This is a genomic window from Nocardia sp. NPDC003999, from assembly GCF_053604885.1.
In genome coordinates this window covers 666,797-690,876 of record NZ_JBSGIB010000001.1, presented here as the reverse complement: position 1 = coordinate 690,876, position 24,080 = coordinate 666,797, and the positions used below count along the sequence as shown (strand labels likewise).

The window sequence follows — 24,080 nt, the reverse complement described above, 5'->3', positions numbered from 1 at the left end:
CTGATCCGGACACGGAGGGGAGAGGCGGCGGCCACCCCGATGCTCGAATCAGCAACGATGCAATGCGGTGAGCAGGGTGTCGAGGATCGGTGAGCGCCGGGCGTCGGCGCGCAGGACCGCCGACACGGGGATGCGCAGCTTGGATTCGGCCAGCCGCAGCACCACCAGACCCTCGGTCGTGCTCTCCGCGTAGAGCACCGTCCACGCCTCGGGCCGGTTGATCAGCTCCATCGTCGCGGTGTGGTCCGGCGGGATGGGCGGGCCGAAGGTGGGGCCGGTAGGCAGTTCGGCGAACGCGTTGCGGATCACCGTGTGTAGCAACACCTGTTCCTGCTCCGGGGGGAGTAACAGGGGGTAGGAGGCCAGATCCGCCAGGGTCACCGTGTCCTTCGTGGCCAGCGGATGCGCGCTGGAGGTGGCGATCACCAGATCCTCGACCCACAGCTGCTCGACCACGAGGCCGGGCTGGTCGACGCGGCCGCGGATCAGGGCCAGATCGCAGTCGCCGTCGGTCACCGCGGTGATGCGCTGACGGAAGGGTTTGATGACGAACTCGATCTCCGCCTCCGGATGCGCGGCGCGCGCTCCCGCGATGGCCGACAGCGAGCGGGTGGCGAAGGACATGTTCGCGGCCAGCCGGATGCGCGGGCCGACCGTCCGCACGGCGGCGCGGATCGCCGACTCCAGACTCAGCATTTGTTTCGCAAGGGGAAGTAGCCGTGCGGTGGCGTCGGTGGGCACGACCGAGCGGGTCGAGCGCTCGAACAGTTGCACGCCGAGGTCGCGTTCGAGCCGGGAGATCTGGTGGCTGATCGCCGACTGCGAGATGAAGCAGCGCGCCGCGGCGCCGCTGAAGCTGAGCTCCTCGCACACCGCGACGAAGTAGGTGAGCTGCCGAAGTTCCACGGCGCCTCCTGATTAATTACGAATCGAGATAAGAGTCATCTTAATTATGCGCCCACACACCTGAAATATCCGCCCTCCGGATCGCGGTTCGTAATGAGAGAAGGAGGCTGTCATGCAGTACGTGGACGCGGGAATCGAAACCGCGGGTGTCGTCATTGTCGGATCGGGGTTCGGCGGGCTCGCCGCCGCCAAGCAACTGGCCAAGTCGGGGGTGGACTATGTGCTGATCTCCAGCACGCCCGAGCATCTGTTCCAACCGCTGTTGTACCAGGTAGCGACCGGTGTGCTCACATCGGAGGAGATCGCGCCGCCGATCGCGGGCATCCTGCGCCGCCATCGCGAGGCCGACGTTCGCCTCGGCACCGTGGTCGGCATCGATCCCGACCGCGCCATCGTCACCTACGAACACGAGGGCGTTTCGCACCGCATCCGCTACGGCTCGCTGATCGCGGCCACCGGCGCGAGCCAGTCCTACTTCGGCCGCGACGACTTCGCGGAGAAGACCTATTCGCTCAAGACCATCGATGACGCGCGGCGGCTGCGCGCCCAGATCGCGCGCGTCTTCGCCGAAGCCGCGCAGGCCGACGAGCAGACCAGGCGCAAGCTGCTGAGCTTCGTCGTGGTCGGCGCGGGCGCGACCGGCGTCGAGGTGGCCGGTCAGCTGAAGGAGCTGGCGAAACGGTATTACCACCAGGAGGTTTCGGTCACGCTCGTGGAGGGCGCGGGCGAGGTGCTCCCGCCGTTCGGCGGCGGGCTGTCGGAGTACGCGAAGAAGTCGCTGACCGGCAGCGGCGTGGAGGTGCTGCTCGGCACCTTCGTCACCGACATCGAGCACGGCAAGGTCACCGTCAAGAGCGCCGACGGGGTCGAGCACGCCATCGCGGCCGAGACCGTGGTGTGGTCGGCGGGCGTGCAGGCGGGCGGGTTCGCGAAGATCCTGGCCGAGGCCACGGGCGTGGCGACCGACCGGGCCGGCCGGCTGCTGATCAACCCCGATCTCACCGTCGGCGGCTACGCCGACATCTACGCCATCGGCGACATGACCTCGCTCAACGGCTACCCCGGGCAATCGCCGGTGGCCATGCAGGAAGGCAGGCACGCCGCCGACATCATCCGCCGCAAGAAGCAGCCCGGCACGCCCTTCACCTACTGGGACAAGGGCAGCATGGCGGTGATCAGCCGGTTCAGCGCCGTGACGAAGCTGAACGACCGCATCACCTTCCGCGGTGTGATCGCCTGGTTCATGTGGCTCGCGGTGCACCTGTTCTACCTGGTCGGTTTCCGCAACCGCTTCGCCGCGGTCGCGTCCTGGCTGGTCGCGTTCATCTTCACCGGGCGCCCCGGTTTCGCCGAGGAGGACGCGACCGCGCCGAAGGTACTCGCCGCGGAGAGTCGAGCCGCTTAAATGGCTTCTCGCACCTGAGAATCGCGTCGCGCACAATCGAAAGGCGGCGCGATTCACGGTGCGCGCGGCATTCACGCTGCCCAGGAACGAACCGCGATTCGCACGGTAAACCGCATGTCGGAAGCGGTTTCGGTGCGGGAGGGCGAACGCGGTGGAACCGTTCGGTGAACGCTCGGTGTGACAGCCGTCTCGTTCACCCAACCGGCATCGCGGCGACACTTCGAGGTTGCTGGGGCGCATTGTCGGGCTGGCTTCATCGTGGATATGACTATTTCGTCCGTGCTGACGGCCCCGGCTCGACCGACGGACTCCGGGGAGGGACGGTCGCGTTACTCGCTGGTGGTCTCCTCCGACCTCGATCACCGCGTCGCCGCGCAGCGCCTGCGCTACGACGTGTTCGCCAACGAGCCGGGTTTCCGGATTCCGGACGACGGCAGCGGTTTGGACGCCGACCATTTCGACGAGCACTGCGACCACATGCTGGTGCGCGACGACGCCAGCGGGGAATTCGTCGGCTGCTACCGGATGCTGCCGCCGGACAAGGTCGCCGCGGCGGGCGGGTACTACACGGCGACGGAATTCGATCTCGCTCAACTGGATCCGGAAGGCATGCGGATCGTCGAGATGGGCCGCGCGTGCGTGGTCCCCGACCACCGCAACGGCTCGGTGCTCACCCTCATGTGGGCGGGGATCCTGCACTACATCCAGCTCACCGGCTACGAGTGGGTGATGGGCTGCGTGTCGGTGCCGATGCAGGACACCCCGGCCGACCCGCCCGGAGTGAACGTGCGCGGCGTGCGCGACATGCTGCTCGGGCGGCACTCCTCCGACCCGGAGCGCCGGGTGCACCCCTACAACCCGGTGATCGTCGACGGCAAGACCCTCGACGAACTGACCCCGCCGTCGCGGCCGAAACTGCCCCCGCTGGTGCGCGGCTACCTGCGGCTGGGCGCGGAGATCTGCGGCGAGCCCGCCCACGATCCCGCCTTCGCGGTCGCCGACTTCGTCGTGCTGCTCGGGCTGAACACCATCAACACCCGCTACCTCAATCGCCTACAAGACGCCGCCGCGTCGTTCGACGGGGGACGGTGAGGACCGTGGTCTTCGACGCGCCACCTGCCAAGTCCGCCGCGCACGCATGGATGCCGTCGAGCCCCTGTGGTTCAGGCTGCATCGATTCGATCGACCAAGTCGGCCCGGCGCGGGTGGCCGCCCGGCTGGCCGGAGTCGCCGGCCTGCTGCTCAGCTACCCGATCGCGCACGCGGTGACCCCGCGCGGCAAGCGTGCGCCGTTGCAGCGCGGCTACGCGCGCCTGCTGCTCGGTTCCATCGGCCTGCGGTTGCGCGTCGTCGACAACCGGGTGACCGCGGAAGAGCGCGGTGTCGTCGATGAGGGCGACGCCACGCTCGCACCCGCCGGTTTCGGCGCCGCAGGCCGGGGCGTGCTGATCGTCACCGGGCACATCAGCTGGACCGACATCGTCGCCTTGGCCTCGGTGCAGCCGCTCGGCTTCGTGGCTCGCGCCGACATGCTGGACTGGCCGATGATCGGCAAACTCGCCGAGTTGATGCGGGTGATCCCGATCGAACGCGAGAGCCTACGGCAGTTGCCGGGCGTAGTGGCCGCGGTCGGAGCGCGGCTGGCCGCCGGTGAGCGGATCGGCGTCTTCCCCGAGGGCACCACGTGGTGTGGCCGCGCCTACGGCAGCATGCGTCCCGCGTTGCTCCAAGCGGCGGTGGACACCGGCACCCCCGTGCAGCCGGTGCGATTGCGGTACCTGGACCGGCACGGCGTGCCGTGCACGGTGCCCGCTTTCGTCGGCGTCGACACCTTCGGCTCCTCCGCCGGGCGGGTGCTGCGTTCGCGCGGAATGGTCGCCGAAGTGGTGCTGGAGCCGGTGCTGGAACCCGGCCCCGACCGGCGCGAACTGGCCCGCCGCTGCGAGGCCGCGGTCCGCGGCGCCGCGTCGCCCCGCCACGGTGCGGAAACCACGGAGTGGATCGAGGCGGGGCACACCCGAGTCCAGGACCCATCGCTCGCGACCGACGCACCAGAAGTGCGCCGCCCGCGCCGCCGCCCGATGCTGCGCGGGCGCCGGAGTGCTGCGGTCGCGCGGTAACTCGACAGGTTTCGCGAGTGGCACACCATCGAAAGGTCCACTCGCGGTTTGCCACAGCCATGTGCCACTCGCAGACGTTTCGCCGTACGCACGGTGTTCGGCATCATGGCTGCGGGTGCCTCGTGGCGCATCGGTGTGGGCCTGGCTCGCTCCCGTCCACGCCGTGATCGTGATCACCGGCGTCGAATGCGGCAGGGCTGCACCGAGTCCGGGGCGAGCCGATGTCGGCCCGCCCCGGATATAGGGAAAGAACTCAGAAACCGCTTCCCGTCGGCGGCCGCCACCCGTGGTCCCAGCCGGGCCTGCCGTGATCCCAGTCGTCGTGGCGGTTGCGGCCGCGGAACCAGTCGTCGTTGCGGCCGCGATCCCAGTCGTTGTGCCTGCCGCGATTCCAGTCGTCGTGGCCGTGGCGGCCGTGGGTCGCATCGAGCTGGTCGGCCTGCTCGAGCACGATCGGGTCGGCGAGCGCGGGCACCGCGACCGCGGCGACCGGCATCAGGGCGAGTGCGGACGCGACCGCGGCGCGTGCCAGCACGCGTCGCGTGCGTCCATGGGTGTGATGGTCCATCGGAACTTCCTCACTATCGATTCGTCCGGGCGTCGACCGCTCGGCGTCCCGGCCTCGGATCCACTCCCGGAACGGAACGGATCGGCGATCAACACGCTGAATAACGTACCGCTAAATAGCGGCACATTCAATAGGTGAAAACCCTGAGATTCCGCCGGTCGCAGGGCGTTCAAGCCTGAACCGGGTCCGTGAACGGACCCCGCGCGAGCGGGCGAGCAGGGGGGAATAACCGGCGGAGGGTGACGGCTATCCTTAACTGGTCATGAAGTCGGCTTTTTCGGGTCCGGTCAACGGTGCTGCGCCCCAGACGGTCTACCTCGATCACGCGGCCACCACACCGATGCTGCCCGCGGCCATCGAGGCGATGACGGCTGCCTTGCGCAGCACAGGCAACGCGTCCTCGTTGCACGGCTCCGGGCGCGCCGCCCGTCGGCTGCTGGAGGAGGCGCGCGAGTCGATCGCGGCCGACCTGGGCGCCCGGCCCTCGGAAGTCATCTTCACCTCCGGCGGCACCGAGAGCGACAACCTGGCGGTGAAGGGCATCTTCTGGGCGCGCCGCGACGCCGATCCGCGCCGGAACCGGATCATCGCCAGCTCGGTCGAGCACCACGCGGTGATCGACGCGGTGGAGTGGCTGGAGCGGCACGAGGGCGCGGAAGTCACCTGGCTGCCGGTCGACGCCGAGGGCGTGGTCGCGGCCGGAGCGCTGCGCGCCGCGCTCGCCGCCCATCCCGACGAGGTCGCGCTGGTCACCGTCATGTGGGCGAACAACGAGGTCGGCACGATCCAGCCGATCGTCGAACTCGCCTCCGTCGCAGCCGAATTCGGCGTGCCGATGCACAGCGACGCGGTGCAGGCGGCGGCGCAGCTGCCCATCGACTTCGCCGCGAGCGGCCTGTCCGCGGCCAGCTTCGCCGGGCACAAGGTCGGCGGCCCGCACGGTATCGGGGTGCTACTGCTCGGCAGGCAGGTGCCGTGCGTGCCGCTGCTGCACGGCGGCGGGCACGAGCGCGACCTGCGGTCGGGCACCTCGGACACGGCGGCCGCGATCGGGCTGGCCGCCGCGCTGCGCCAGACTTCGATCGAACTACACGCCCGGACCGCCGAGCTGGTCGCGTTGCGGGACGCGTTGATCGACGGCATCCGCGCGACGGCGCCCGACGCGGTGCTCAACGGTCCGGCCGGCGAACGGCGGCTACCCGGCAACGCGCACGTCACTTTTCCCGGCTGCGAAGGGGATTCGCTACTGATGCTGCTGGACGCGGCGGGGATCGAATGCTCGACCGGTTCGGCGTGCACCGCGGGCGTCGCCACGCCCAGTCACGTGCTGATCGCGATGGGTGTCGAACCCTGGCAGGCGCGCGGATCGCTGCGCTTCTCGCTGGGGCACACCTCGACGCGTGCCGACGTCGACGCAGTACTGAAAGTCTTGCCGCAAGTGGTGGAGCGGGCCAAGGCCGCGGGCCTGGCCGGTGCGAAAGGAGGTGTTTGATGCGGGTACTCGCCGCGATGAGCGGTGGTGTGGATTCGGCCGTGGCGGCGGCGCGTGCCGTCGACGCCGGTCACGAGGTGGTCGGGGTGCATCTGGCGCTGTCGGCGACACCGGGCACGCTGCGCACCGGATCGCGCGGTTGCTGCTCGAAGGAGGACGCGGGTGACGCCCGGCGCGCCGCCGACGTGCTCGGCATCCCGTTCTACGTCTGGGATTTCGCCGACCGCTTCAAGGAAGACGTCATCGACGACTTCGTCGCGGCCTACGCGGCGGGCGAGACGCCGAACCCGTGCCTGCGCTGCAACGAGAAGATCAAGTTCTCCGCCCTGGCCGACCGCGCGGTGGCGCTCGGCTTCGACGCCGTGGTCACCGGGCACTACGCGCGGCTCGAGGACGGTGTGCTGCGGCGCGCCGTCGACGCAGACAAGGACCAGTCCTATGTGCTGGCTGTGCTGACCGCGCAGCAGCTCTCGCGCGCGATGTTCCCGGTGGGCGACACCCCCAAGCCGCAGATCCGCGCCGAGGCCGCCGAGCGCGGGCTCGCCGTCGCGAACAAGCCCGACAGCCACGACATCTGCTTCATCCCCTCCGGCGACACGCGCGCCTTCCTTGGCGCGAAGATCGGCATCCGGCCCGGCGCGGTCGTCGACGCCGACGGCCGGGAGCTCGCGCGGCACGAGGGCGTGCACGGATTCACCATCGGCCAGCGCAAGGGCCTGGGGTTGCCGGGTCCCGCCGCCGACGGCAAGCCCCGGTACGTCACCGGCATCGATCCCGAGTCCGGCACGGTCCGCGTGGGGTCGGCCGAGGACTTGCAGGTCTGGACGATCGAGGCGGAGCGCGCGATCTGGACGTCCGGCTCCGCGCCCGCGGGCCCGATCGAGTGCGTGGCGCAGGTGCGCGCGCACGGCGGCACCGCGCCCGCGGTGGCCGAGGCGGTGGGCGACGGACTGCTCGTGCGGCTGCGCGAGCCGCTGACCGGCGTCGCGCGCGGCCAAGCCGTGGTCGTCTACCGTCCGGATCCCGCGGGTGACGAGGTGATCGGCAGCGGGACCATCTCCGGCACCGCGCAAGAGTCTGTCACGAGTGAAACGGGGGCCGAGGCGGCGCGGTGATCCCGCACCATCCTCCGGTGTCGTCCGGTGCGGAAAACTGGGCTGTGACCGTCGAGAACGGCGGGTCCCGTAATGGCGGAATCGAGCGGATGGAGTGCGGCAACGGTGTACGAGACCGGCACGGATGACGTGACGCGAGATGGCGGGCCGGACGTGACCGCCGAGCCGGTGCGCTTGCGAGGCGGTGTCGCCACCGGCGTCGGATCTTGGCCGGGCACCGACCCGCGCGAGGCCGCCGCGACCATCGTCGGCGAACTCGGTGAGTTACCGCACCTGGTGGAGCTGCCCGGTCGGGGCGCGGGCGCGGACCTGATCGGCCGCGCCTCCGCGTTGCTGGTCGATCTGCGTTTCGACACCACCTCCAGGGGCTATCGACTGGCGCCGCGCCCGGGTTCGGTCTCGCGGCGCGCCCATGACCTGCTGCGGACCGATCTGGACGCGCTCGAGGAAGCGTGGGAGAACGCAGGCCTGTCCGGTCGCGGCCGGACGGTGAAGGTGCAGTCGGCGGGCCCGCTGACGCTGGCCGCGCAGGTCGAGTTGCCCGGCGGTCATCGCGTGCTCACCGACGCCGGCGCGGTGCGCGACCTCTCGGAGTCCCTGGCCGAGGGGCTGGCGCAGCACGTGGCGGAGGTGCGCAAGCGGCTCGGCGCGCAGGTCGTCGTGCAGCTGGACGAACCGTCGCTGACCGCCGTGCTGGACGGCTCCCTGCGCGGGGTGAGCGTGCTGAACACCGTGCGCGCGTTGCCCGAACCGGAAGCGCTGGCCGTGCTGGACGCGGTGATCACCGCACAGTCCGCGCCGGTGCTGGTGCACAGTTGTGCCGAGCCGCCCGCGCTCGGTGCGCTGCGCCGTAGCGCCGCCGCGGGGATCGGGTTCGATCTGAGCATCATCGGCACCGGGCAACTCGACGAGATCGGGGAGGCCATGGAAGCGGGCAAGCAGCTGGTGCTCGGTGTCGTCCCCACCGAGGCGCCTGCCACGACGGTCACCTGGCGGACCTTCGCCGAACCGGGCGTGCGGCTGATCGATCGGCTCGGCTTCGGCCGCCGCACGCTGGCGGAGCGGGTCGCGGTCAGCCCGGCATGCGGACTGGCGGGCGCGCCGCTGGAGTGGAGCAGACGAGCGCTGCGCTTGGCCGCGGACGTCGCGCGGGCGTATGCCGAGGAGCCGGAGGAGCTTTCGTTCTCCTGACGTTCCCGGACGCAAATCCCCGCCCAGGCCGACCAGTTCCGTGACGGGAACAAGCTCGGTCGCGGGCAGTTCGGGAAGGCCCTGATCTGGGGATCCTGCTCGGCCCGGCCATCTACCTGGGTGGATATTTACTTTTCACCGACGGGCTCATGGATTACTGCGATAGCGCCGCACGCGAAGGGGCGTTCGGAGCGGCGCAAGGTTTTCAAATCGCCGGCGCGAGCACCATGCTGGTCGCCGGGTTCGCTCTGCTGGCTGATCTATCGGCTCATCGCCATCGGCTCAGCCGACTTCGATTCTTGTCGAGCGGCTCCGGAGTTCTCGCCATGATGTGTGGGTTCGGCTCCGTCATCATATTGTCCGGGCCTTCGGGTCAGGTCTGTTCGCCTGGATGACAGCTCTCGACTCGATCTGCCGGTGTGGGCGCCACACCGTCGAGACGGGCATGCCGCGCGTCGATGCCGCCACACCGCCGGAACGCGGTGCTCGCGCCGAGAAACGGACCGGCCGGAATTCGTGTCCGCCAGGGCGGCGACGTGCGCGAACACGGCGGCTCCCTGTCGGTGGCCTCCGCTAATGTGCGATGGGTGAGTGACAGCGAGAGCGCGGCGGCCCCGGCGACGCCAGAGCAGCGGGTGGACTGGCAGCAACTCGCGGACGAGGTGCGTGAGCATCAGTTCCGCTACTACGTCCGGGACGCGCCGATCATCTCCGACGGCGAGTTCGACGCGCTGTTGCGGCGGTTGCAGGCCATGGAGGACGAGCATCCGGACCTGCGCACGCCGGACTCGCCGACCCAGCTGGTCGGCGGTGGGTTCGCGACCGATTTCACCGCCGTCGACCATCTCGAGCGGATGCTGTCGCTGGACAACGTGTTCGACGTCGACGAGCTACGCGCCTGGGCCGCCCGGGTGGAGGCGGAGACCGGGCCGGACCTGCACTATCTGTGCGAGGTCAAGATCGACGGCGTCGCGCTGAACCTGGTCTACGAGAACGGCAGGCTGGTCCGTGGCGCCACCCGAGGCGACGGACGCACGGGTGAAGACGTGACGCTCAACGCGCGCACCATCGATGACATCCCCGGCGAGCTGAACCCGAGCGACGAGTTCCCGATCCCGCGACTACTGGAGGTCCGCGGCGAGGTGTACTTCCGGCTGGAGGATTTCGAGACGCTCAACGCCGCCATCGTGGCCGAGGGCAAACCGCCCTACGCCAACCCGCGCAACACCGCGGCCGGTTCGCTGCGGCAGAAGGATCCGTCGGTCACCGCGCGGCGCAGGCTGCGCATGATCTGTCACGGCTTCGGCCGGATCGAGGGCTACACGCCGACCTCGCACTACGAGGCGTACCGCGCGCTCGCCGCGTGGGGCCTGCCGGTGTCCGAGCACACCAGACGGGTGCAGGGCATCGACGCGGTGATCGAGCGGGTCGCGTATTGGGGCGAGCACCGGCACGACATCGAGCACGAGATCGACGGCCAGGTGATCAAGGTCGACGAGACCGCGCTGCAACGCCGCCTCGGCTCCACCTCGCGGGCTCCGCGCTGGGCGATCGCCTACAAGTACCCGCCCGAGGAGGCGACGACCAAGCTGCTGAACATCCAGGTGAACGTCGGCCGCACCGGGCGGGTGACGCCGTTCGCGGTGATGGAGCCGGTGTCGGTCGCGGGGTCGACGGTCGCGATGGCCACCTTGCACAACGCGGCCGAGGTCAAGCGCAAAGGCGTGCTGATCGGCGACACGGTCACCATCCGCAAGGCGGGTGACGTGATCCCCGAGGTGCTGGGGCCGGTGGTGGACGCGCGCCCCGAAGACGCGCGCGAGTTCGTCATGCCGACGCACTGTCCCGAATGCGGCACCGAACTGCGCCCCGAGAAGGAGGGCGACGCCGACATCCGCTGCCCGAACCAGCAGTTCTGCCCGGCCCAATTGCGCGAGCGCGTCTACCACGTGGCAGGCCGCGGCGCTTTCGACATCGAGGCCCTCGGTTACGAAGGCGCGATCGATCTGCTGAAGTCCGGCGCCATCACCGACGAGGGCGACTTGTTCGACTTGGACGAGGCGACGCTGCTCACCACGTCCCTCTACGCCAACAAGAACGGCAGCCTCTCCGCCAACGGCAAGCGGCTGCTGGAGAACCTGGCCGCGGTCAAGAACCGGCCGCTGTGGCGGGTGCTGGTCGGCCTGTCCATCCGGCACGTCGGCCCCACCGCGGCGCGGGCGCTCGCCGCCGAGTTCGGCAGTTTGGACCGCGTCGAGGCGGCGTCGGTCGAGGAATTGGCCGCCGCCGACGGCGTGGGCCCTACCATCGCGGCCGCGGTGGCGGAGTGGTTCACCGTCGACTGGCACCGCGCCGTGGTGGCGAAGTGGCGGGCCGCGGGTGTGCGGATGGAAGACGAGCGGGACGAATCCATCGAGCGCAACCTGGAGGGTCTGTCCATCGTGGTGACCGGTTCGCTGCAAGGCTTCACCCGCGACGGCGCCAAGGAGGCGATCCTGGTGCGCGGCGGCAAGGCGGCCAGTTCGGTTTCGAAGAAGACCGCGTTCGTGGTGATCGGTGACGCGCCGGGGTCCAAGGCCGCCAAAGCGGAGGAACTCGGTGTGCCGATTCTCGACGAGGAGGGGTTCCAGCGGCTGCTGGCCGGTGGTCCCGAGGCGGTCACGCCGGAGACGGCCGCGGAGGACGCCGAAGCCGAGGAGTGATCGGCGCTTGACCTGAAGATACGTTGAGGTATGAGGATCGACTGGTAGGCGACTACCAGGAGGTCATCATGTCTCGTCCTACCGCACTGATCACCGGCGCATCGGCAGGATTCGGCGCTGCGCTCGCGCGGGCGCTGATCGAACAAGGGTGGCGGGTGCTGGGGACCGGGCGTCGAGCCGACCGGTTGACGCGGGTGGCCGCCGAACTCGGGCCGTCGTTCCAGGCGGTCCCCGGCGACGTCACGGAGCCGGCGGATCGCGCCAGGTTGGCGGACGCCGCGCGCGGTGCGGGGGAACTCGCCCTGGTGGTGAACAACGCCAGCCGTCTCGGGCCGAGTCCGTTGCTGGGCCTCGCGGACTATCCACTCGACGAGTTCGAGCGCGTCTTGCGCACGAATGTGGTCGCGCCACTGGCGATTCTGCGCATCGTGCTGCCGCTGCTGCGGCCGGACGGCGTTGTGGTGAACATCAGCTCCGACGCCGCGGTTGAGCCGTATCCCACGTGGGGTGGATACGGTTCGTCGAAGGCAGCGCTCGACCAGCTCACGGCGATCCTCGGTGCGGAACATCCGGGCCTGTCCATCTACGCGTTCGATCCCGGCGACATGCGTACCGAGATGCATCAGGCCGCGTTTCCCGGCGTCGACATCTCCGACCGGCCCGAGCCCGCGACAGTAGTGCCCGCGCTGCTGCGGTTGCTCGCCGAGAAGCCGAAGAGCGGGCGTTATGCCGCCGCGGATTTCGTGGCCGGGCGGGCGTCATGACGGTGCGGACCGAACTGCCGTTCTTCGATCTGTCCCCGGATCGCAACGCCACCCTCCCGCCCGAGGCGAGAGGGATGGCGCGCGACGAGGTCCGTTTGCTCGTCGTCGAGGACGGTCTGACGCACGCCCGATTCCGAGAGCTGCCCGACCGCCTGCGCCCGGGCGACCTTTTGGTGGTGAACAACTCGGCGACCATGTCGTCGGCGGTCGACGCCACGATGGACGGCGAGCCGGTCGTGCTGCATTTCTCCACCTGGCTGGACGACGGCCGCTGGGTGGTCGAGGTCCGGACCACCGAGCGCACTCCCTATCCGCCCGAGCGGCTCTCGGCCGGGACCGTGTTGCGATTGCCGGGTGCGACGGCCACACTGCGGGCGCCCTGGCTTCCCGGCGGACGTCGTCTCTGGAGTGCGGAGGTCACCGGCGACGTGTTCGGGTTGCTCGCCGCACACGGCCGCCCCATCACGTATGCCTATGTGCCGCAGCGGTGGTCGGCGGCCTATTACACGACGGTCTTCGGCAGGGTTCCGGGCAGCGCGGAAATGCCGAGCGCGGCACGGCCGTTCACCGAGCGTGTGGTGTTGGATCTGATCACCGCAGGGGTTGCTCTCGCGCCGATCACCCTGCATACCGGCGTCTCCTCGCCCGAGGCCGGGGAACCGCCGAGCCCGGAACGGTTCGCCGTTGCCGCCTCGACGGCGCGGCTGGTGAACGACACGAAAGCCGCCGGTGGGCGGGTCGTCGCGGTGGGCACGACGGTGACGCGGGCGTTGGAGACCGCCGCCGACCCGGCGGGACTGGTCCACGCGTCGCGCGGGTGGACCGACCTGGTGCTCGGCGCACGGCGACCGGCTCGTGTGGTGGATGGTCTGATCACCGGTTGGCACGCGCCCGGCGCGTCACACCTGGATCTCCTGGTAGCAGTGGCGGGGGAGGAAACCGTCGCCGCCGCGTATGCCGCCGCCGTGGACACCGGCTACCTGTGGCACGAGTTCGGCGACAGCGCTCTGCTGTTCGGGCGTGGCCCGCTCAGTGGACCGTGACCGTGGCGCCCAGCTGGCCCGCGATGTCGAACCGCCCGCAACGGCCGTCGCTCAGGTCGAGCTTCTGGGTGATGATCTTGCCGCGGCGATTCTTGAACGTCGCCTCGGCGGACACGTCGGCGCTCGCCGTCGAGCACACCTTCGACACCACGCCGGGCGGGTCGTAGCTGACCGTCCCTCCGCCCTGGCAGGTGTTCGTGCTGTTGGCCAGGAACACGCGTGCGGTGCCCTCCGGACACGGCGCGTCCGCCACCGCCTCCGGCGCCACGGTCAGCGAGCCCAGCGCGAGCGCGGCGACGGCGGAGCCTCCGACCACTACGCGACGAACCGTCGATCCCATCGTTACCCTCATCCCATCGAACAACTTCGGCAGTACGCCGCGGCAAGACCGCAGCGTGCAGGCATGCTAACCCGCTATCACGCCTGCTGTCCTGGCGACTGCTGTCGAGCTACTCCGGAAACAGCAGGTTGTCGACGGCGATGGTGGTGTCCGCATAGCGGACCGGGATGTGGTCGCCGGGCCGGTACTCTTTGCGAGTCCGGTAACCCGTGGGTATCGGTTCGGTGTGCTCGTAGATCACGGTTCTCGTGACTACCCAGTAGGTCGAATACCCGGCGCGGCCATACAGTTTCGCTTTGACTCCGAGGTCTTGCATCACCGTTTCGTCGGAGATTTCGATGACCAGGAGCACATCAGCCGGATCCCACACAGCGATTTTCGAACCGATCAAATCGACCTGATCCGCGTCTGCCCGCAGTACCCAGCAGTCGGGATCGGGTAGCGACTGGGCGGTGGGCAGCGTCTCGCTGGTCACCTCGACCCCCTTGGTCGGAAGCTCCCGCGCGATGCGAAACACCGCTCGGCCGTGCCACGACCCGATAACCACCGGCCATACCTCCCCCTCGACGAGTTCGACACGATGGTCGAACGCGCCCGCCTCCCACGCGCGCAGGAACTCGCTGCGCGTCCAGCGGTAGGCGATCGAAGCCTCGGTCATGCGATCAGGGTACCGTGCCGCCGATCGCGCAGCCATCGGTCGCAGACCTGTTCCCCCAGGTAATGCTCGTGATCGAACAAAGAGAGGGAGGACGTTCGAGCCTTCGGCGAACTGTGTGTGGGCTCGGTGCGCATGTCGCCGACGTGGGGCGAGATCAGGCGCGGATCGCGGACGCTACCGGCCTGATGTCGCCTACCCATGCCACAGACGGAAGTATGGCGGCATGCTGCGCAGTTTTCAGGTGACCAATCACAGATCGCTGGCCGACGAGCAGGAGTTGCGGCTCACCAGAGGAAGCGGGCCGGTGGCGGTGCCGGTGACCGCCGTGCACGGCGGCGCCGCTGCGGGCAAGACGAACCTGATCGATGCGCTCGGGCAGATGCGTGACGCGGTGTTGCACTCGGTGACCGGGTGGGACCCGTACGCGGGCCCGGTGCGGGCGCCGCATCTCGGATTCCCGGACCGGCCTTCGGAGTTCGTGGCGGCGTTCGTCGCCGAGGGCGTGCCGTATACCTACGGGTTCCGGCTGGACAACGCCGACGTGACGGCGGAATGGCTGCACACCCATCCGCGCTCGCGCAAGCGAATCGTGTTCGAGCGCAACGGGGAACAGATCAAGATCGGCCCGATGTTCGAGGCCGCGCGCTACGGTATCACCGCGCTGGCTCCGCTGGTTCGTCCGAACGCGTTGCTGCTCAGCCTCGCCGGTCAGATGTACTCCGACGCGCTCGTGCCCGCCTACCGCTGGTTCGATTCCATGCTCGAAGTGCAGCGCGGTCCCTCCGAACCCGACGCCATCGCCCATCGGCTGGGCAGTCACATCTCCCGATCCCCGGACAACGCGGCGCGGCTGCTGATGCTGCTGCGCACGGCCGAGCTGGGCATCACCGACCTGCTCGTCGCCGAAAACGACCCGTTGTACGCCGACTACCTGCGTGATCTGGACGCCGACATCGCCGGTCTGGGCAAGCAGATCGATTTGTGCGCCTCCTCGCCCGGCCACGCCGACCAATTGCTTCGCGACAACGGCCTGACCCCGGTGCTGCTCGAACGTGAGCTGACCAATCTGAAGGCCGCGCGTGACGCCTTGTACACGCGCATGGTGGCCCGGCGCGGTGTCGGCCTGAGCCTGGTGCACGACGGCATCGACGCCCCGTTCGGGATCGGCGACGAATCCTCCGCCACGCTGTCGTTGCTGCGGGTCCTGCCCGCCATGCTCGACGCGCTGGACGAGGGCCGTGTACTCGCCGTCGACGACATCGGCGCGTGCCTGCCCGCGGAGGAGACCGATCGGTTGATCCAGCTGTTCCAGAACCCGGAGACGAATGCGCGCGGGGCGCAGTTGATCTTCACCACGAACAATCGGACGCTGATCGATCGGGGCAACGGACGATCGCAACGCACCCGCACATCGGTCTGGCAGGTACGGCGCACGGCTCAGGGCGCCAGCGAGCTCACGCCGGTGTGACGCGACTTAGCATGGGGGCATGTTGGAGTTCGTCGCGCTGGTTACCCTGACCGCGGTGCTGGTGTCGCTGATCGTGTTCACCATCCGCGGCAAGCGGGGCTACCGCCCGGCGAACCCGGAGGAGGGGACGCTGTACGTCACCGGTGTGAGCCCGCGCCCCGACGCGACGGGCGAACAGTACGTGACCATCACCGGCAATCTGAGCGGTCCTTCCGTCTCCGGCAAGGTCGTCTACGGCCGTTTCGCCTGGGACACGAGTTCCTGGCCGTCGATCGGCGACCTGCTCACCGTCGTCTATCCGGCGGGCAAGCCCGACCGCTGGCAGATTTCTCGTCCCGGCTGAGCGGTCGCCGTGCCGTAGCCCACACTATGGTCGATGGCATCATGCCGGGTATGGATGAGCGGGACGCGGGTGTCGTCGTCCGGGCGGCGCGGCCCGAGGAGTACGCGACGATCGGCGAGTTGACGGTGGAGGTCTACGTCGGCGAAAGCTACGTGGAAGCGGGCAGCTGGTACGCGGGCGAGCTGGCCGACACCGCCCGCCGCGCCGCCTCGGCCCGGGTCCTGGTCGCCACGCACGCGGGCCGGATCGTCGGCTCGCTGACGGTCGCACCCGCGGGTAATCCGTACGCGGAGATCGCGCTGCCGGGTGAACTCGAGTTCCGCATGCTCGCCGTCGCGAAGACCGCGCGCGGACTCGGCACCGGGACGGCACTGGTGCGCAGCGTGCTCGATCTCGCCCGCGCGGAAGGTTGCGCGGCGGTCGCCCTCACCACCATGGCCGCCATGGTCGACGCCCGGCGGATATACGATCGCTTCGGCTTCCTCCCCGTACCGAGCCGGGACTGGCGTACTCCCGCGGGGGAGCTGCTGCATGTGCTCCGGCTACCGCTCGGCCCTTCTGGCGATTCCGCCTAGGTAGTCGTCCGTGGCGCGGAATCCGCTGCGCCGCTTGTGAATCAGCCGAGGACGGTGGCGACTATCCCGGCGAGGTAGCCGAGCCGGGCCACCTCGGAGGGCCGGAAGTCGGGGCCGCCCGGCCTGCCGAGCAGCAGGACCTTGCCGGTGTTGCCGAGCGGAGCGGCGGCGAGTTTGGTGTCCATGTCCCGCCAGATCTCGGGCACCCAGTCGGCTTCGGGGTCGAGCACCGTCGGCTTCTCCAGCGGCATCCACGGTGCCGAACCCGCTTGTGTCTGTGGCGCACTCGGGCTGCCGACCACCCGGTAGGCGCCGTGCGGCCCGATGTCGATGATCGTGCTCCAGCCGACCCGCAGCACCCGCGGCACACCGTCCACCAGCACCTGCATCCGGTCGTCGCGAGCGCTGGCCACATGATCGATGAGTTCGAGTTCGCGATGGGTGTCGAGCACGCCGGAGTACGGGCGGATCGAGTCCACGTGCACGTCGCCGATCGATTCGGCGGCGGTGATGAGGGTGTCGGGGAGTGCGCCGGAGGGCACCTCGACGACCAGATCGTCGACGGCGTAGCCCGCGCCGCGCTCGACCACGTCCAGCGAGAGGATGTCGGCACCGACGGAGCCGAGTGCGAGGGCGAGCGCACCGAGGCTTCCCGGTCGATCCGGAAGTTGCACGCGGAGCAGATACGACACGTGCGTTTCCTTTCTTAGGGCGGCCGAGGCTCTGAACGGATACCCGGGTGACGCAATACTTACACCCCTTACGGCCGGTTATCGAGTCGAAGACCGGCGAGTGACGCGCGCCACTCGATGAATTCGCGCGAAACCGGCGTGTCGGGCTAGTCCGAGCGGCCGTGTCGCGCGCCGGAGGGGGTTGCCGGGGGCCTGCTGGGCGATGGTTCCTCCGCCGCGCCGACGAAGCCCGGGTGCCGGGTGGTGACCCGGTCCCCGGTGGCTAGGCTGTGTGGGTTGAGCACTGTTGATAACGAAGCCGAAAGGGGTCCCGCGGTGCCCGCCATCTCCCGCGACGAGGTCGCACACCTCGCCCGGCTGTCCCGGCTCGCGCTGTCCGACGCGGAACTGGATCAGTTCGCCGGACAGCTGGATTCGATCCTGAGCCACGTGCGGACCATTTCCGAGGTAGCCGCCGCCGACGTCCCGGCTACGGCGTCGCCGAACCCGGCGACCAATGTGACCCGTCCCGACGAGGTGGTGCCGGGCCTGACCCCGCGGGAGGCGCTGTCGGGCGCGCCCGCCGTGGACGAGCAGCGGTTCATGGTGCCGCAGATTCTGGGGGAGGGCGAATGAGCGCGGCATCGCATCACGATTCCGTCTTGACGACGCTGTCGGCGGCCGAGCTTGCCGACAAGATCCACGGCCGCGAGCTGTCCTCGGTCGAGGTCACCCAGGCGCACCTGGACCGGATCGCCGCGGTCGACGGCGAGTACCACGCCTTCCTGCACGTCGCGGGAGAGCAGGCGCTAGAGGCCGCGGCCGCGGTGGACGCCGCGATCGCCTCCGGCGCCGAGCCCGCCTCGCCGCTGGCCGGAGTTCCGTTGGCGCTCAAGGACGTGTTCACCACCACGGACATGCCCACCACCTGTGCGTCGAAGATCCTCGAGGGTTGGGTGTCGCCGTACGACGCGACCCTCACCACGCGGTTGCGCGCGGCGGGGATCCCGATCCTCGGCAAGACCAACATGGACGAGTTCGCCATGGGCTCCTCCACCGAGAACTCCGCCTACGGTCCCACCCGCAACCCGTGGGACACCACCCGCATCCCGGGCGGTTCGGGCGGCGGCTCCGCGGCGGCGCTGGCCTCGCACCAGGCCCCGCTGGCCATCGGCACCGACACCGGCGGATCGATCCGCCAGCCCGCGGCCGTCACCGCCACCGTCGGCACCAAACCCACCTATGGCACGGTGTCGCGCTTCGGCCTGGTCGCGTGCGCGTCGTCGCTGGACCAGGGCGGTCCGTGCGGTCGAACGGTGCTGGACACGGCGCTGCTGCACGAGGTGATCGCCGGATACGACCCGCGCGACTCCACCTCGCGCGACGTGCCGGTGCCGCCGGTGGTGGCCGCCGCGCGCGCCGGGGCGCAGGGCGATCTGCGCGGCGTCAAGATCGGCGTGGTGAAGGAACTGCACTCCGACAGCTACCAGCCCGGCGTGCTCGCCTCCTTCGACGCCGCCGTGGCGGTGCTGAAGGATCTCGGCGCCGAAGTGATCGAAGTGTCCTGTCCGCACTTCGAATACGCGCTGTCGTCCTACTACTTGGTGATGCCGTCGGAGGTGTCGTCGAACCTCGCGCGGTTCGACGCGATGCGCTACGGCCTGCGCGTCGCCGACGACGGTCAGCACAGCGCCGAGCAGGTCATGGCGGCCACGCGCGCGGCCGGGTTCGGCCCCGAGGTCAAGCGGCGCATCATGATCGGCACCTACGCGCTGTCGGCGGGTTACTACGACGCCTACTACGGCCAGGCGCTGAAGGTGCGCACGCTGATCGCCCGCGACTTCGACAAGGCCTACGAGCAGGTCGACGTGCTCGTCTCGCCGACCAGCCCGTTCACGCCGTGGAAGCTGGGCGAGAAGGTCGACGATCCGCTGGCCATGTACCTGTCTGACCTGTGCACCCTCCCGACCAATCTGGCCGGTCACCCCGCCATGTCGGTCCCCTCCGGGCTGAGCAAGGACGACGGCATGCCCGTCGGCCTCCAGATCATGGCCCCCGCGCTCGCCGACGATCGCCTCTACCGGGTGGGCGCGGCCTATGAGGCCGCCCGCGGTCCCGTCGCCTGATATTTCGCACCGAGCCGCTCGGCTCACCGCACCCGCGGTGCCGAGCGGCTCGGTGAACAATCAGGCGGGCCAGGTGAATTCGGGGTCGCCGGCGTAGTCGGCGCGTCGTTGATCCAACGCGAGTGCGACCATCTGGTGCGCGCCAGGCCCGATGATCTTGCGTAGCGGCGGGTTCGGCATGTTCACCAACTCGATCAGACCCGCGGCGCCGACCTCCGGAGGCGCTTCGATCCACTCGGGCTCGGTGTCGGTGCCCGATTCGACCGGAGCGGCGGGCTCGTTCGGTGTGTTCGCCGGCTCGGCTTCGGTCGACTCCGTTCCGGTCGCCTCGGCCGGGTAGTCCGGCATGCCCAGGATGGCGTTACGTACCGGCGCATAGGCGGGAATGCCGCTGGCGAATCGCATGCTCGACTTGGCCCAGTCGGTGTCGAAGCCGCCCATCTGCGCGAGCGTGACCCGGATGCCGAAGGGGCGCAGTTCGTCCGCGAGCGAGGCGCTGAATCCCTCCAGTGCCCACTTGCTCGCGTTGTACAGCCCGAACAGGGGCAGACTGCCCACGGCCCCGACCGTGGAGATCTGCACGATGTGCCCCGAACCCTGCGTGCGCAGATGGGGCGCCGCCGCTTGGGAAACCCAGAGGGCGCCGAAAAAGTTGGTGTCCATCTGGTCGCGGATCTGCGTCTCGGTCAGTTCCTCCACGGCGCCGACCAAGCCGTAACCCGCGTTGTTCACCAGCACATCGATCGTGCCCGTCAGCGCGAACGCCTTGTCCACGGTGGCGATCACGCCGGCGCGGTCGCGAACGTCCAAGGGCAACACGGTGAGACGGTCGTCGGCAATGCCCGCGAGGGCCTCCGGGTTTCTGGCGGTCGCGACGACGCGATCCCCCTCGGCGAGCGCGGCCGTCGTGAAGGCGCGGCCGAGTCCGCGGCCTGCCCCGGTGATGAACCACGTTCTGGTCATGGGTGATCCTTTCGTCGCGAGACGCTCCGTCTCGTCGGATACCGTGCCAAGTCGCTCGCGCCTTGTCAAGACGAGACGTTTCGTCTCGTCATCTGCTACCGTGACGGCATGCCCGAGACTCCCGCCGCCGCGCGCCGCAGCGAGCGCTCCCGTGCGGCGATACTCGCCGCGACCGCCGAGCTGATCCGTGAGGTGTCCTACGCGAAGCTGGGCATCGAGGCCATCGCGGCCCGTGCGGGTGTCGGCAAGCAGACGATCTACCGCTGGTGGCCGTCGAAGGGGGCGGTGGTGTTCGATGCCATGCTCGAAGCCGATTCGGGGCCGGAGGGTCCGGCGCTACCGGACACCGGCGACATCGCCGCCGATCTGCGCCAGTTGCTGCGCGGTTCGATCGTCGCGCTGACCGATCCCGGGTTCGAATCCTTCCTCCGCGCGATGTACATCGAGATCCAGCAGGACGCCGAGTTGGGCGCCGCCTACCGTGAGCGTTTGCTGCTGCCCCAGCGCGCCGCTGTCGCCGACCGCTTGGCCGCCGCCGTCGCCGCAGGCGAAGTGCGCGCGGATCTGGATCTCGAGCTCGCCATCGATCTGCTGCTCGGTCCGGTGCAGATGCGGTGGTCTCTCGGGCTCGGTGGCCTCACCCAGGCCTACGCCGACGCCGCGCTCGACGCCGCGCTGGCCTATCTGCGCGCGTGAATCCGTCCTGTCCGACTCGGTTTCCAGTCGCCTGGACTCCGACGCCGTCCGACTCCAGCAGGCCGGTTCGGCAACAAGGAAGTCGTTCGGCGCCCGAGGGTTTCCATCGTCAGGAAGCCCGCAGCGATTCGGCCTGCTTCTGGATGCCGTCGGTCATGCCCTCGAAACCCCGGCGCAGATTCTTGCCCAGCGATGCGACGACCACGGGATGCAGCCATCCGCCGAGTTCGAAATGGGATTCGTAGCGAGTGCGGTTGTCCGGAAGCGGCTTCACGATGTGGGAGCGCAGGCTGTGCAGCGCGCCCAGGGGTACGGGTTTCATCGCGTAACTCAGCTCGCGGCCCCGGGTGTGCGAGCGGATCCATTCCCGCTGCTTGCGCGGCTTCGAGCCGGAGACCTGGACGAGCATGTCGATCGGCTCGCCGGGCACCAGCGAACTGCGGCACTCCGTGACGAAGGGATTCCATTCGCCGTAGCGCGGGAAGTCGGTGATCACCTGCCACACCAGGTCGGCTGGGGCGTCGATGTCGGCGGCGAGGTCGATGACGAAGGCCATGAAGAAATTAGAACATGTTCTATGGCGGTCGCGGGCGAGTGGCGTGCCGAACAGCTCAGCACGAGCCCATCGCCGTCCCTTGATCCTGGCCGTACCGGTGGCCGTGGCCCGGCGGAGCGTGCAGCGCGGCGAGCAGATCGGCGGTGGTCTGCGCGAAGCTGAGCACCGGAAGCCATTGCGGAACCGGAGCGTCGACGCGGGCGCCGGTCAGGTCGGGCGCGCGCCACAGCTGGGAAAGCGACCAGTGGATCACCGGATCCGAGCTATTGGCCAGCACGGTCGCGCCGGAGCGGTGGACATTGTCGGCCGGTGGACCCGCCCAAAGAACCGCGCAGGTTCGGTCGTCCTGCTCGGCGTCGTCGGCGAAGACGGCGTTGCCGCCCAGAGCGCCCAGGCTCTGCCCGTACAGGTACAGCTTCGGCTTGTGCGCCAGGCTTTGGATGTGGCGCTCGACGGCGGTGAACAAGGCGCGAGCGGCCGTCACCGCCGATTCCCGGCCGAACACGAACGTCGCCCAGCTCGGGAGATAGGAGTATTGCAGCCCGACCAGCGCCACGTCACCGCCGAAGCGCCGATCGAACCCCGCCACGGCGTTCGCGTCGATCCAGCCCGATCCGGTGGGCACCGTGACGACCAGGTGCGAGCGCGCGAAGCCGCCCGACCGTTCCAGTTCCCGGATCGCCAGCGCGACGCGGCTGTCCAGGTCGGGTGCGGAGGCCACCCCGACGTAGACCCGCACGGCGCGCACCGACGCGTCGCTCACGAATTTGCGCCCCTCGGCGCCCAGCGACGTCCAGCTCACCGCCGACTCCGCGCTACCCGACCCGGCGTGCGAAACCGGTCGCACCAGAGTGGGATCCAGCTCGGCGTTGGCCCGCGCGTACGCCGCCTCCCGCCATCCGACCACCGCGGGCACACCGACCAGGTACAGCAGCACCGCCGCGACGGCGGCCAGCGAGATGCTCCGCGACCAGCCCAGTTTCCGCCGAGACCAGGCGATCGAGCGGGTGGCGGCGGCGAACAGCCCGACGATCAGCGCCGCGCCGAGCGCGCAGCGCACCCAGTAGTCGGCGCCGATCGGCGGCGTGCCCATCGCGGCGCGCAGCCGGTTCTGCCAGTGTCCCGCGTTCGCCGCTGCTCCCACCACCAGCACCGATATCGCGATCAGCAGGGGCAGCCGCAGCCACGCATGGTGCCGATCGAAGTCGAAACCGCGTCGCCGCACGATGATTCGCAGCGTTCCGGCCACGCCGAGCGTCAGCGCCGCGAGGAGCCCGGTCAGCACGGCTTGCGCGCCCGGTGTGCGAGGGAGCAGACCTGGGGCCAACGACGCCAGTGTGCCGAGCCCGATGCCGAGTGTGGTGCCGATCCGCGGCGGTCGTGCCTGGAGTCGGAGACGGCGGTTCGGGAACACCGTCATCGCCGCACCGTTGCCGCGACGGACGCAGGTGGCGGGCAATCCGCGAGTCCGGAGCCACGCCGCCGGTTGTGGACGACGAGAGCCGCGCTCAGACCGGCGATTCCGGCGACGAGCACGCCGAGCAGCTTCCAGCTCGACGCGGAGTCGGACTCGGCGGCGTCGAACAGGGGCTCGACCACCGGTACGCCGTAATCCTGCCGCCGCGAGTTCAGATCGACCGCGGTGTTCGCGATCGATGCCATCGCATCGCAGCGGGCGCGGGAGAACGGGTCCACGCGGGTGGCGCAGGCCTGGTGCATCTGCCGGTCCAGCGACGCGTCGAGGGCCTGCCGCGCCCACGGGCCCAGCGGTTCGCCGCGCTGGTCGGCGTAGCGCAACAGGTCGTAGCCGAGGTCATGGGCCTTGCACGCGGTGTCGAACTCGGCGGGCAGCGTCACCGGGGACGAGCAGTCGCCGTCCGGATCGACCAGCAAACCGTCCACCGTGCTGGGCCGGTAACCGAACGACGCGACGAAGTCCGCCGGGATCGCGGTGAGCGCGTCGGGGCCACCGGCGGCCAACTCGGCGACGGCGGCGCTCGCCTGCGGGCTCTCGATCGGCGCGGCCGCCGCGGCGGCCTGCGGGGCGGGGGAGAGGAAGACCGTCGCCGCCACGGTGGTCAGCGCGGTCGCGGTGAGCGCGGCGTAGCGTCGCGTGTGCGCGGTGACGGAAGAAGCTGCGGCGGAATGATTTCGGGCTCCTACGGCCGAAGCGAACCGGGTCTCGCGCCCGGCGCTGGTCGGTGTGCTCATGGCGACGACGTTAGGGGCCGGCTTTCCGGTCCCGCCTCACGCCCGGGGAGGTTTCGCGCGCCGTGCCGCCGGGGGAGCCGCCGCGCCGCCTCACACCGGGGTATCGGGGCGGAAATCACCCGTGGGTATGAGGCCGCGGTGAACTGGGAGTTCCTAGTGTCGTAGGC

Annotated in this window: 24 protein-coding genes; 15 read left to right on the top strand and 9 right to left on the bottom strand. The window is 69.7% G+C overall.

Features of this window, described 5'->3' with window-relative positions:
- Positions 1-48: 48 nt before the first annotated feature.
- The gene (locus ACWESM_RS03350) at positions 49-906 is read right to left on the bottom strand and encodes a LysR family transcriptional regulator (protein WP_355078783.1); all 858 of its coding nucleotides are present in this window, start codon (positions 904-906) and stop codon (positions 49-51) included.
- A gap of 112 nt (positions 907-1,018) precedes the next feature.
- On the opposite strand from ACWESM_RS03350, the gene ACWESM_RS03345 reads away from it, so the two are divergent.
- From ACWESM_RS03345 to ACWESM_RS03335, 3 genes are all read left to right on the top strand, one after another.
- Complete coding sequence (locus ACWESM_RS03345; protein ID WP_450020491.1) at positions 1,019-2,311, top strand: NAD(P)/FAD-dependent oxidoreductase; 1,293 nt, start codon at positions 1,019-1,021, stop codon at positions 2,309-2,311.
- Between the two features lie 264 nt (positions 2,312-2,575).
- The gene (locus ACWESM_RS03340) at positions 2,576-3,403 is read left to right on the top strand and encodes a GNAT family N-acetyltransferase (protein ID WP_452490892.1); all 828 of its coding nucleotides are present in this window, start codon (positions 2,576-2,578) and stop codon (positions 3,401-3,403) included.
- A 5-nt stretch (positions 3,404-3,408) separates the two neighbouring features.
- Positions 3,409-4,431: a lysophospholipid acyltransferase family protein gene (locus tag ACWESM_RS03335; RefSeq protein WP_452490891.1), complete on the top strand. Its 1,023-nt coding sequence runs from the start codon at positions 3,409-3,411 to the stop codon at positions 4,429-4,431.
- A gap of 253 nt (positions 4,432-4,684) precedes the next feature.
- Here the strand turns inward: ACWESM_RS03335 and ACWESM_RS03330 are convergent, their stop codons facing one another.
- Positions 4,685-4,999, bottom strand: coding sequence for a hypothetical protein (locus ACWESM_RS03330; RefSeq protein WP_397275389.1), 315 nt, complete (start codon positions 4,997-4,999; stop codon positions 4,685-4,687).
- A gap of 262 nt (positions 5,000-5,261) precedes the next feature.
- Here ACWESM_RS03330 and ACWESM_RS03325 point away from each other — a divergent pair, with 262 nt between their 5' ends.
- From ACWESM_RS03325 to ACWESM_RS03300, 6 genes are all read left to right on the top strand, one after another.
- The gene (locus ACWESM_RS03325) at positions 5,262-6,491 is read left to right on the top strand and encodes a cysteine desulfurase family protein (RefSeq protein ID WP_355078789.1); all 1,230 of its coding nucleotides are present in this window, start codon (positions 5,262-5,264) and stop codon (positions 6,489-6,491) included.
- Positions 6,491-7,606, top strand: coding sequence for a tRNA 2-thiouridine(34) synthase MnmA (mnmA, locus tag ACWESM_RS03320; RefSeq protein WP_356961126.1), 1,116 nt, complete (start codon positions 6,491-6,493; stop codon positions 7,604-7,606). Before ACWESM_RS03325 ends, mnmA begins: the two co-directional genes overlap by 1 nt.
- 105 nt (positions 7,607-7,711) lie before the next feature.
- Positions 7,712-8,797 carry a methionine synthase gene (locus tag ACWESM_RS03315; RefSeq protein WP_397275395.1) on the top strand — a complete coding sequence of 362 codons (1,086 nt, stop codon included), beginning with the start codon at positions 7,712-7,714 and terminating at the stop codon, positions 8,795-8,797.
- 587 nt (positions 8,798-9,384) lie between these two features.
- On the top strand, positions 9,385-11,499 hold the full coding sequence (gene ligA / locus ACWESM_RS03310) for an NAD-dependent DNA ligase LigA (protein ID WP_452490890.1): 2,115 nt from the start codon (positions 9,385-9,387) through the stop codon (positions 11,497-11,499).
- A gap of 68 nt (positions 11,500-11,567) precedes the next feature.
- A complete protein-coding gene (locus ACWESM_RS03305; RefSeq protein WP_364429319.1) occupies positions 11,568-12,263 on the top strand; it encodes an SDR family NAD(P)-dependent oxidoreductase in 696 nt (231 codons plus the stop codon).
- Positions 12,260-13,306, top strand: a complete 1,047-nt coding sequence (locus ACWESM_RS03300) for an S-adenosylmethionine:tRNA ribosyltransferase-isomerase (protein WP_452490889.1) — start codon at positions 12,260-12,262, stop codon at positions 13,304-13,306. The genes ACWESM_RS03305 and ACWESM_RS03300 overlap by 4 nt, the downstream gene beginning before the upstream one ends.
- On the opposite strand, the gene ACWESM_RS03295 is transcribed toward ACWESM_RS03300, so the two are convergent.
- Together ACWESM_RS03295 and ACWESM_RS03290 are read right to left on the bottom strand one after the other, a co-directional pair.
- Positions 13,293-13,646, bottom strand: coding sequence for a hypothetical protein (locus ACWESM_RS03295; protein ID WP_157170886.1), 354 nt, complete (start codon positions 13,644-13,646; stop codon positions 13,293-13,295). The two genes, ACWESM_RS03300 and ACWESM_RS03295, sit on opposite strands and share 14 nt — an antisense overlap.
- A 109-nt stretch (positions 13,647-13,755) precedes the next feature.
- A complete protein-coding gene (locus ACWESM_RS03290) occupies positions 13,756-14,304 on the bottom strand; it encodes a Uma2 family endonuclease (RefSeq protein ID WP_355078795.1) in 549 nt (182 codons plus the stop codon).
- Between the two features lie 223 nt (positions 14,305-14,527).
- Between ACWESM_RS03290 and ACWESM_RS03285 the strand changes: the two genes are divergently transcribed.
- From ACWESM_RS03285 to ACWESM_RS03275, 3 genes are read left to right on the top strand one after another with little or no spacing between them, the layout of a single operon-like run.
- Positions 14,528-15,772 carry an AAA family ATPase gene (locus ACWESM_RS03285; protein WP_452490888.1) on the top strand — a complete coding sequence of 415 codons (1,245 nt, stop codon included), beginning with the start codon at positions 14,528-14,530 and terminating at the stop codon, positions 15,770-15,772.
- A 19-nt stretch (positions 15,773-15,791) separates the two neighbouring features.
- Positions 15,792-16,115 carry a hypothetical protein gene (locus ACWESM_RS03280; protein ID WP_355078797.1) on the top strand — a complete coding sequence of 108 codons (324 nt, stop codon included), beginning with the start codon at positions 15,792-15,794 and terminating at the stop codon, positions 16,113-16,115.
- A 50-nt stretch (positions 16,116-16,165) separates the two neighbouring features.
- Positions 16,166-16,690: a GNAT family N-acetyltransferase gene (locus ACWESM_RS03275; RefSeq protein WP_452490887.1), complete on the top strand. Its 525-nt coding sequence runs from the start codon at positions 16,166-16,168 to the stop codon at positions 16,688-16,690.
- 41 nt (positions 16,691-16,731) lie between these two features.
- On the opposite strand, the gene ACWESM_RS03270 is transcribed toward ACWESM_RS03275, so the two are convergent.
- On the bottom strand, positions 16,732-17,382 hold the full coding sequence (locus ACWESM_RS03270; protein ID WP_355078799.1) for an ACT domain-containing protein: 651 nt from the start codon (positions 17,380-17,382) through the stop codon (positions 16,732-16,734).
- Positions 17,383-17,697: 315 nt separating this feature from the next.
- Between ACWESM_RS03270 and gatC the strand changes: the two genes are divergently transcribed.
- Both gatC and gatA read left to right on the top strand, forming a co-directional pair.
- Complete coding sequence (gatC, locus tag ACWESM_RS03265; protein WP_067797657.1) at positions 17,698-17,997, top strand: Asp-tRNA(Asn)/Glu-tRNA(Gln) amidotransferase subunit GatC; 300 nt, start codon at positions 17,698-17,700, stop codon at positions 17,995-17,997.
- On the top strand, positions 17,994-19,487 hold the full coding sequence (gene gatA, locus ACWESM_RS03260; RefSeq protein ID WP_364429299.1) for an Asp-tRNA(Asn)/Glu-tRNA(Gln) amidotransferase subunit GatA: 1,494 nt from the start codon (positions 17,994-17,996) through the stop codon (positions 19,485-19,487). Before gatC ends, gatA begins: the two co-directional genes overlap by 4 nt.
- A 60-nt stretch (positions 19,488-19,547) precedes the next feature.
- On the opposite strand, the gene ACWESM_RS03255 is transcribed toward gatA, so the two are convergent.
- Complete coding sequence (locus ACWESM_RS03255; RefSeq protein WP_452490886.1) at positions 19,548-20,450, bottom strand: SDR family NAD(P)-dependent oxidoreductase; 903 nt, start codon at positions 20,448-20,450, stop codon at positions 19,548-19,550.
- A gap of 108 nt (positions 20,451-20,558) precedes the next feature.
- Here ACWESM_RS03255 and ACWESM_RS03250 point away from each other — a divergent pair, with 108 nt between their 5' ends.
- Positions 20,559-21,146 carry a TetR/AcrR family transcriptional regulator gene (locus tag ACWESM_RS03250; protein ID WP_452490885.1) on the top strand — a complete coding sequence of 196 codons (588 nt, stop codon included), beginning with the start codon at positions 20,559-20,561 and terminating at the stop codon, positions 21,144-21,146.
- A 109-nt stretch (positions 21,147-21,255) separates the two neighbouring features.
- Here the strand turns inward: ACWESM_RS03250 and ACWESM_RS03245 are convergent, their stop codons facing one another.
- The 3 genes from ACWESM_RS03245 to ACWESM_RS03235 are packed head-to-tail and all read right to left on the bottom strand — an operon-like array spanning position 21,256 to position 23,913.
- A complete protein-coding gene (locus ACWESM_RS03245; RefSeq protein WP_452490884.1) occupies positions 21,256-21,702 on the bottom strand; it encodes an SRPBCC family protein in 447 nt (148 codons plus the stop codon).
- Between the two features lie 55 nt (positions 21,703-21,757).
- Positions 21,758-23,122: an alpha/beta-hydrolase family protein gene (locus ACWESM_RS03240; protein ID WP_452490883.1), complete on the bottom strand. Its 1,365-nt coding sequence runs from the start codon at positions 23,120-23,122 to the stop codon at positions 21,758-21,760.
- Entirely contained in the window at positions 23,119-23,913 is a 795-nt protein-coding gene (locus ACWESM_RS03235) for a hypothetical protein (protein ID WP_397275412.1), read from the bottom strand. Before ACWESM_RS03235 ends, ACWESM_RS03240 begins: the two co-directional genes overlap by 4 nt.
- Between the last annotated feature and the right edge of the window lie 167 nt (positions 23,914-24,080).

What these genes read in the sequence shown, in the direction of transcription:
- ACWESM_RS03340 (WP_452490892.1), top strand. Translation starts at nt 2,576, where the DNA reads ATGACTATTTCGTCCGTGCTGACGGCCCCGGCTCGACCGACGGACTCC.
- ACWESM_RS03250 (WP_452490885.1), top strand. Translation starts at nt 20,559, where the DNA reads ATGCCCGAGACTCCCGCCGCCGCGCGCCGCAGCGAGCGCTCCCGTGCG.
- ACWESM_RS03325 (WP_355078789.1), top strand. Translation starts at nt 5,262, where the DNA reads ATGAAGTCGGCTTTTTCGGGTCCGGTCAACGGTGCTGCGCCCCAGACG.
- ACWESM_RS03255 (WP_452490886.1), bottom strand. Translation starts at nt 20,450, where the DNA reads ATGACCAGAACGTGGTTCATCACCGGGGCAGGCCGCGGACTCGGCCGC.
- ACWESM_RS03235 (WP_397275412.1), bottom strand. Translation starts at nt 23,913, where the DNA reads ATGAGCACACCGACCAGCGCCGGGCGCGAGACCCGGTTCGCTTCGGCC.
- ACWESM_RS03300 (WP_452490889.1), top strand. Translation starts at nt 12,260, where the DNA reads ATGACGGTGCGGACCGAACTGCCGTTCTTCGATCTGTCCCCGGATCGC.
- ACWESM_RS03305 (WP_364429319.1), top strand. Translation starts at nt 11,568, where the DNA reads ATGTCTCGTCCTACCGCACTGATCACCGGCGCATCGGCAGGATTCGGC.
- ACWESM_RS03290 (WP_355078795.1), bottom strand. Translation starts at nt 14,304, where the DNA reads ATGACCGAGGCTTCGATCGCCTACCGCTGGACGCGCAGCGAGTTCCTG.
- ACWESM_RS03330 (WP_397275389.1), bottom strand. Translation starts at nt 4,999, where the DNA reads ATGGACCATCACACCCATGGACGCACGCGACGCGTGCTGGCACGCGCC.
- ACWESM_RS03240 (WP_452490883.1), bottom strand. Translation starts at nt 23,122, where the DNA reads ATGACGGTGTTCCCGAACCGCCGTCTCCGACTCCAGGCACGACCGCCG.
- ACWESM_RS03245 (WP_452490884.1), bottom strand. Translation starts at nt 21,702, where the DNA reads ATGGCCTTCGTCATCGACCTCGCCGCCGACATCGACGCCCCAGCCGAC.
- ACWESM_RS03275 (WP_452490887.1), top strand. Translation starts at nt 16,166, where the DNA reads ATGGATGAGCGGGACGCGGGTGTCGTCGTCCGGGCGGCGCGGCCCGAG.
- ACWESM_RS03285 (WP_452490888.1), top strand. Translation starts at nt 14,528, where the DNA reads ATGCTGCGCAGTTTTCAGGTGACCAATCACAGATCGCTGGCCGACGAG.
- ACWESM_RS03345 (WP_450020491.1), top strand. Translation starts at nt 1,019, where the DNA reads ATGCAGTACGTGGACGCGGGAATCGAAACCGCGGGTGTCGTCATTGTC.
- ACWESM_RS03295 (WP_157170886.1), bottom strand. Translation starts at nt 13,646, where the DNA reads ATGGGATCGACGGTTCGTCGCGTAGTGGTCGGAGGCTCCGCCGTCGCC.
- mnmA (WP_356961126.1), top strand. Translation starts at nt 6,491, where the DNA reads ATGCGGGTACTCGCCGCGATGAGCGGTGGTGTGGATTCGGCCGTGGCG.
- ACWESM_RS03280 (WP_355078797.1), top strand. Translation starts at nt 15,792, where the DNA reads ATGTTGGAGTTCGTCGCGCTGGTTACCCTGACCGCGGTGCTGGTGTCG.
- gatA (WP_364429299.1), top strand. Translation starts at nt 17,994, where the DNA reads ATGAGCGCGGCATCGCATCACGATTCCGTCTTGACGACGCTGTCGGCG.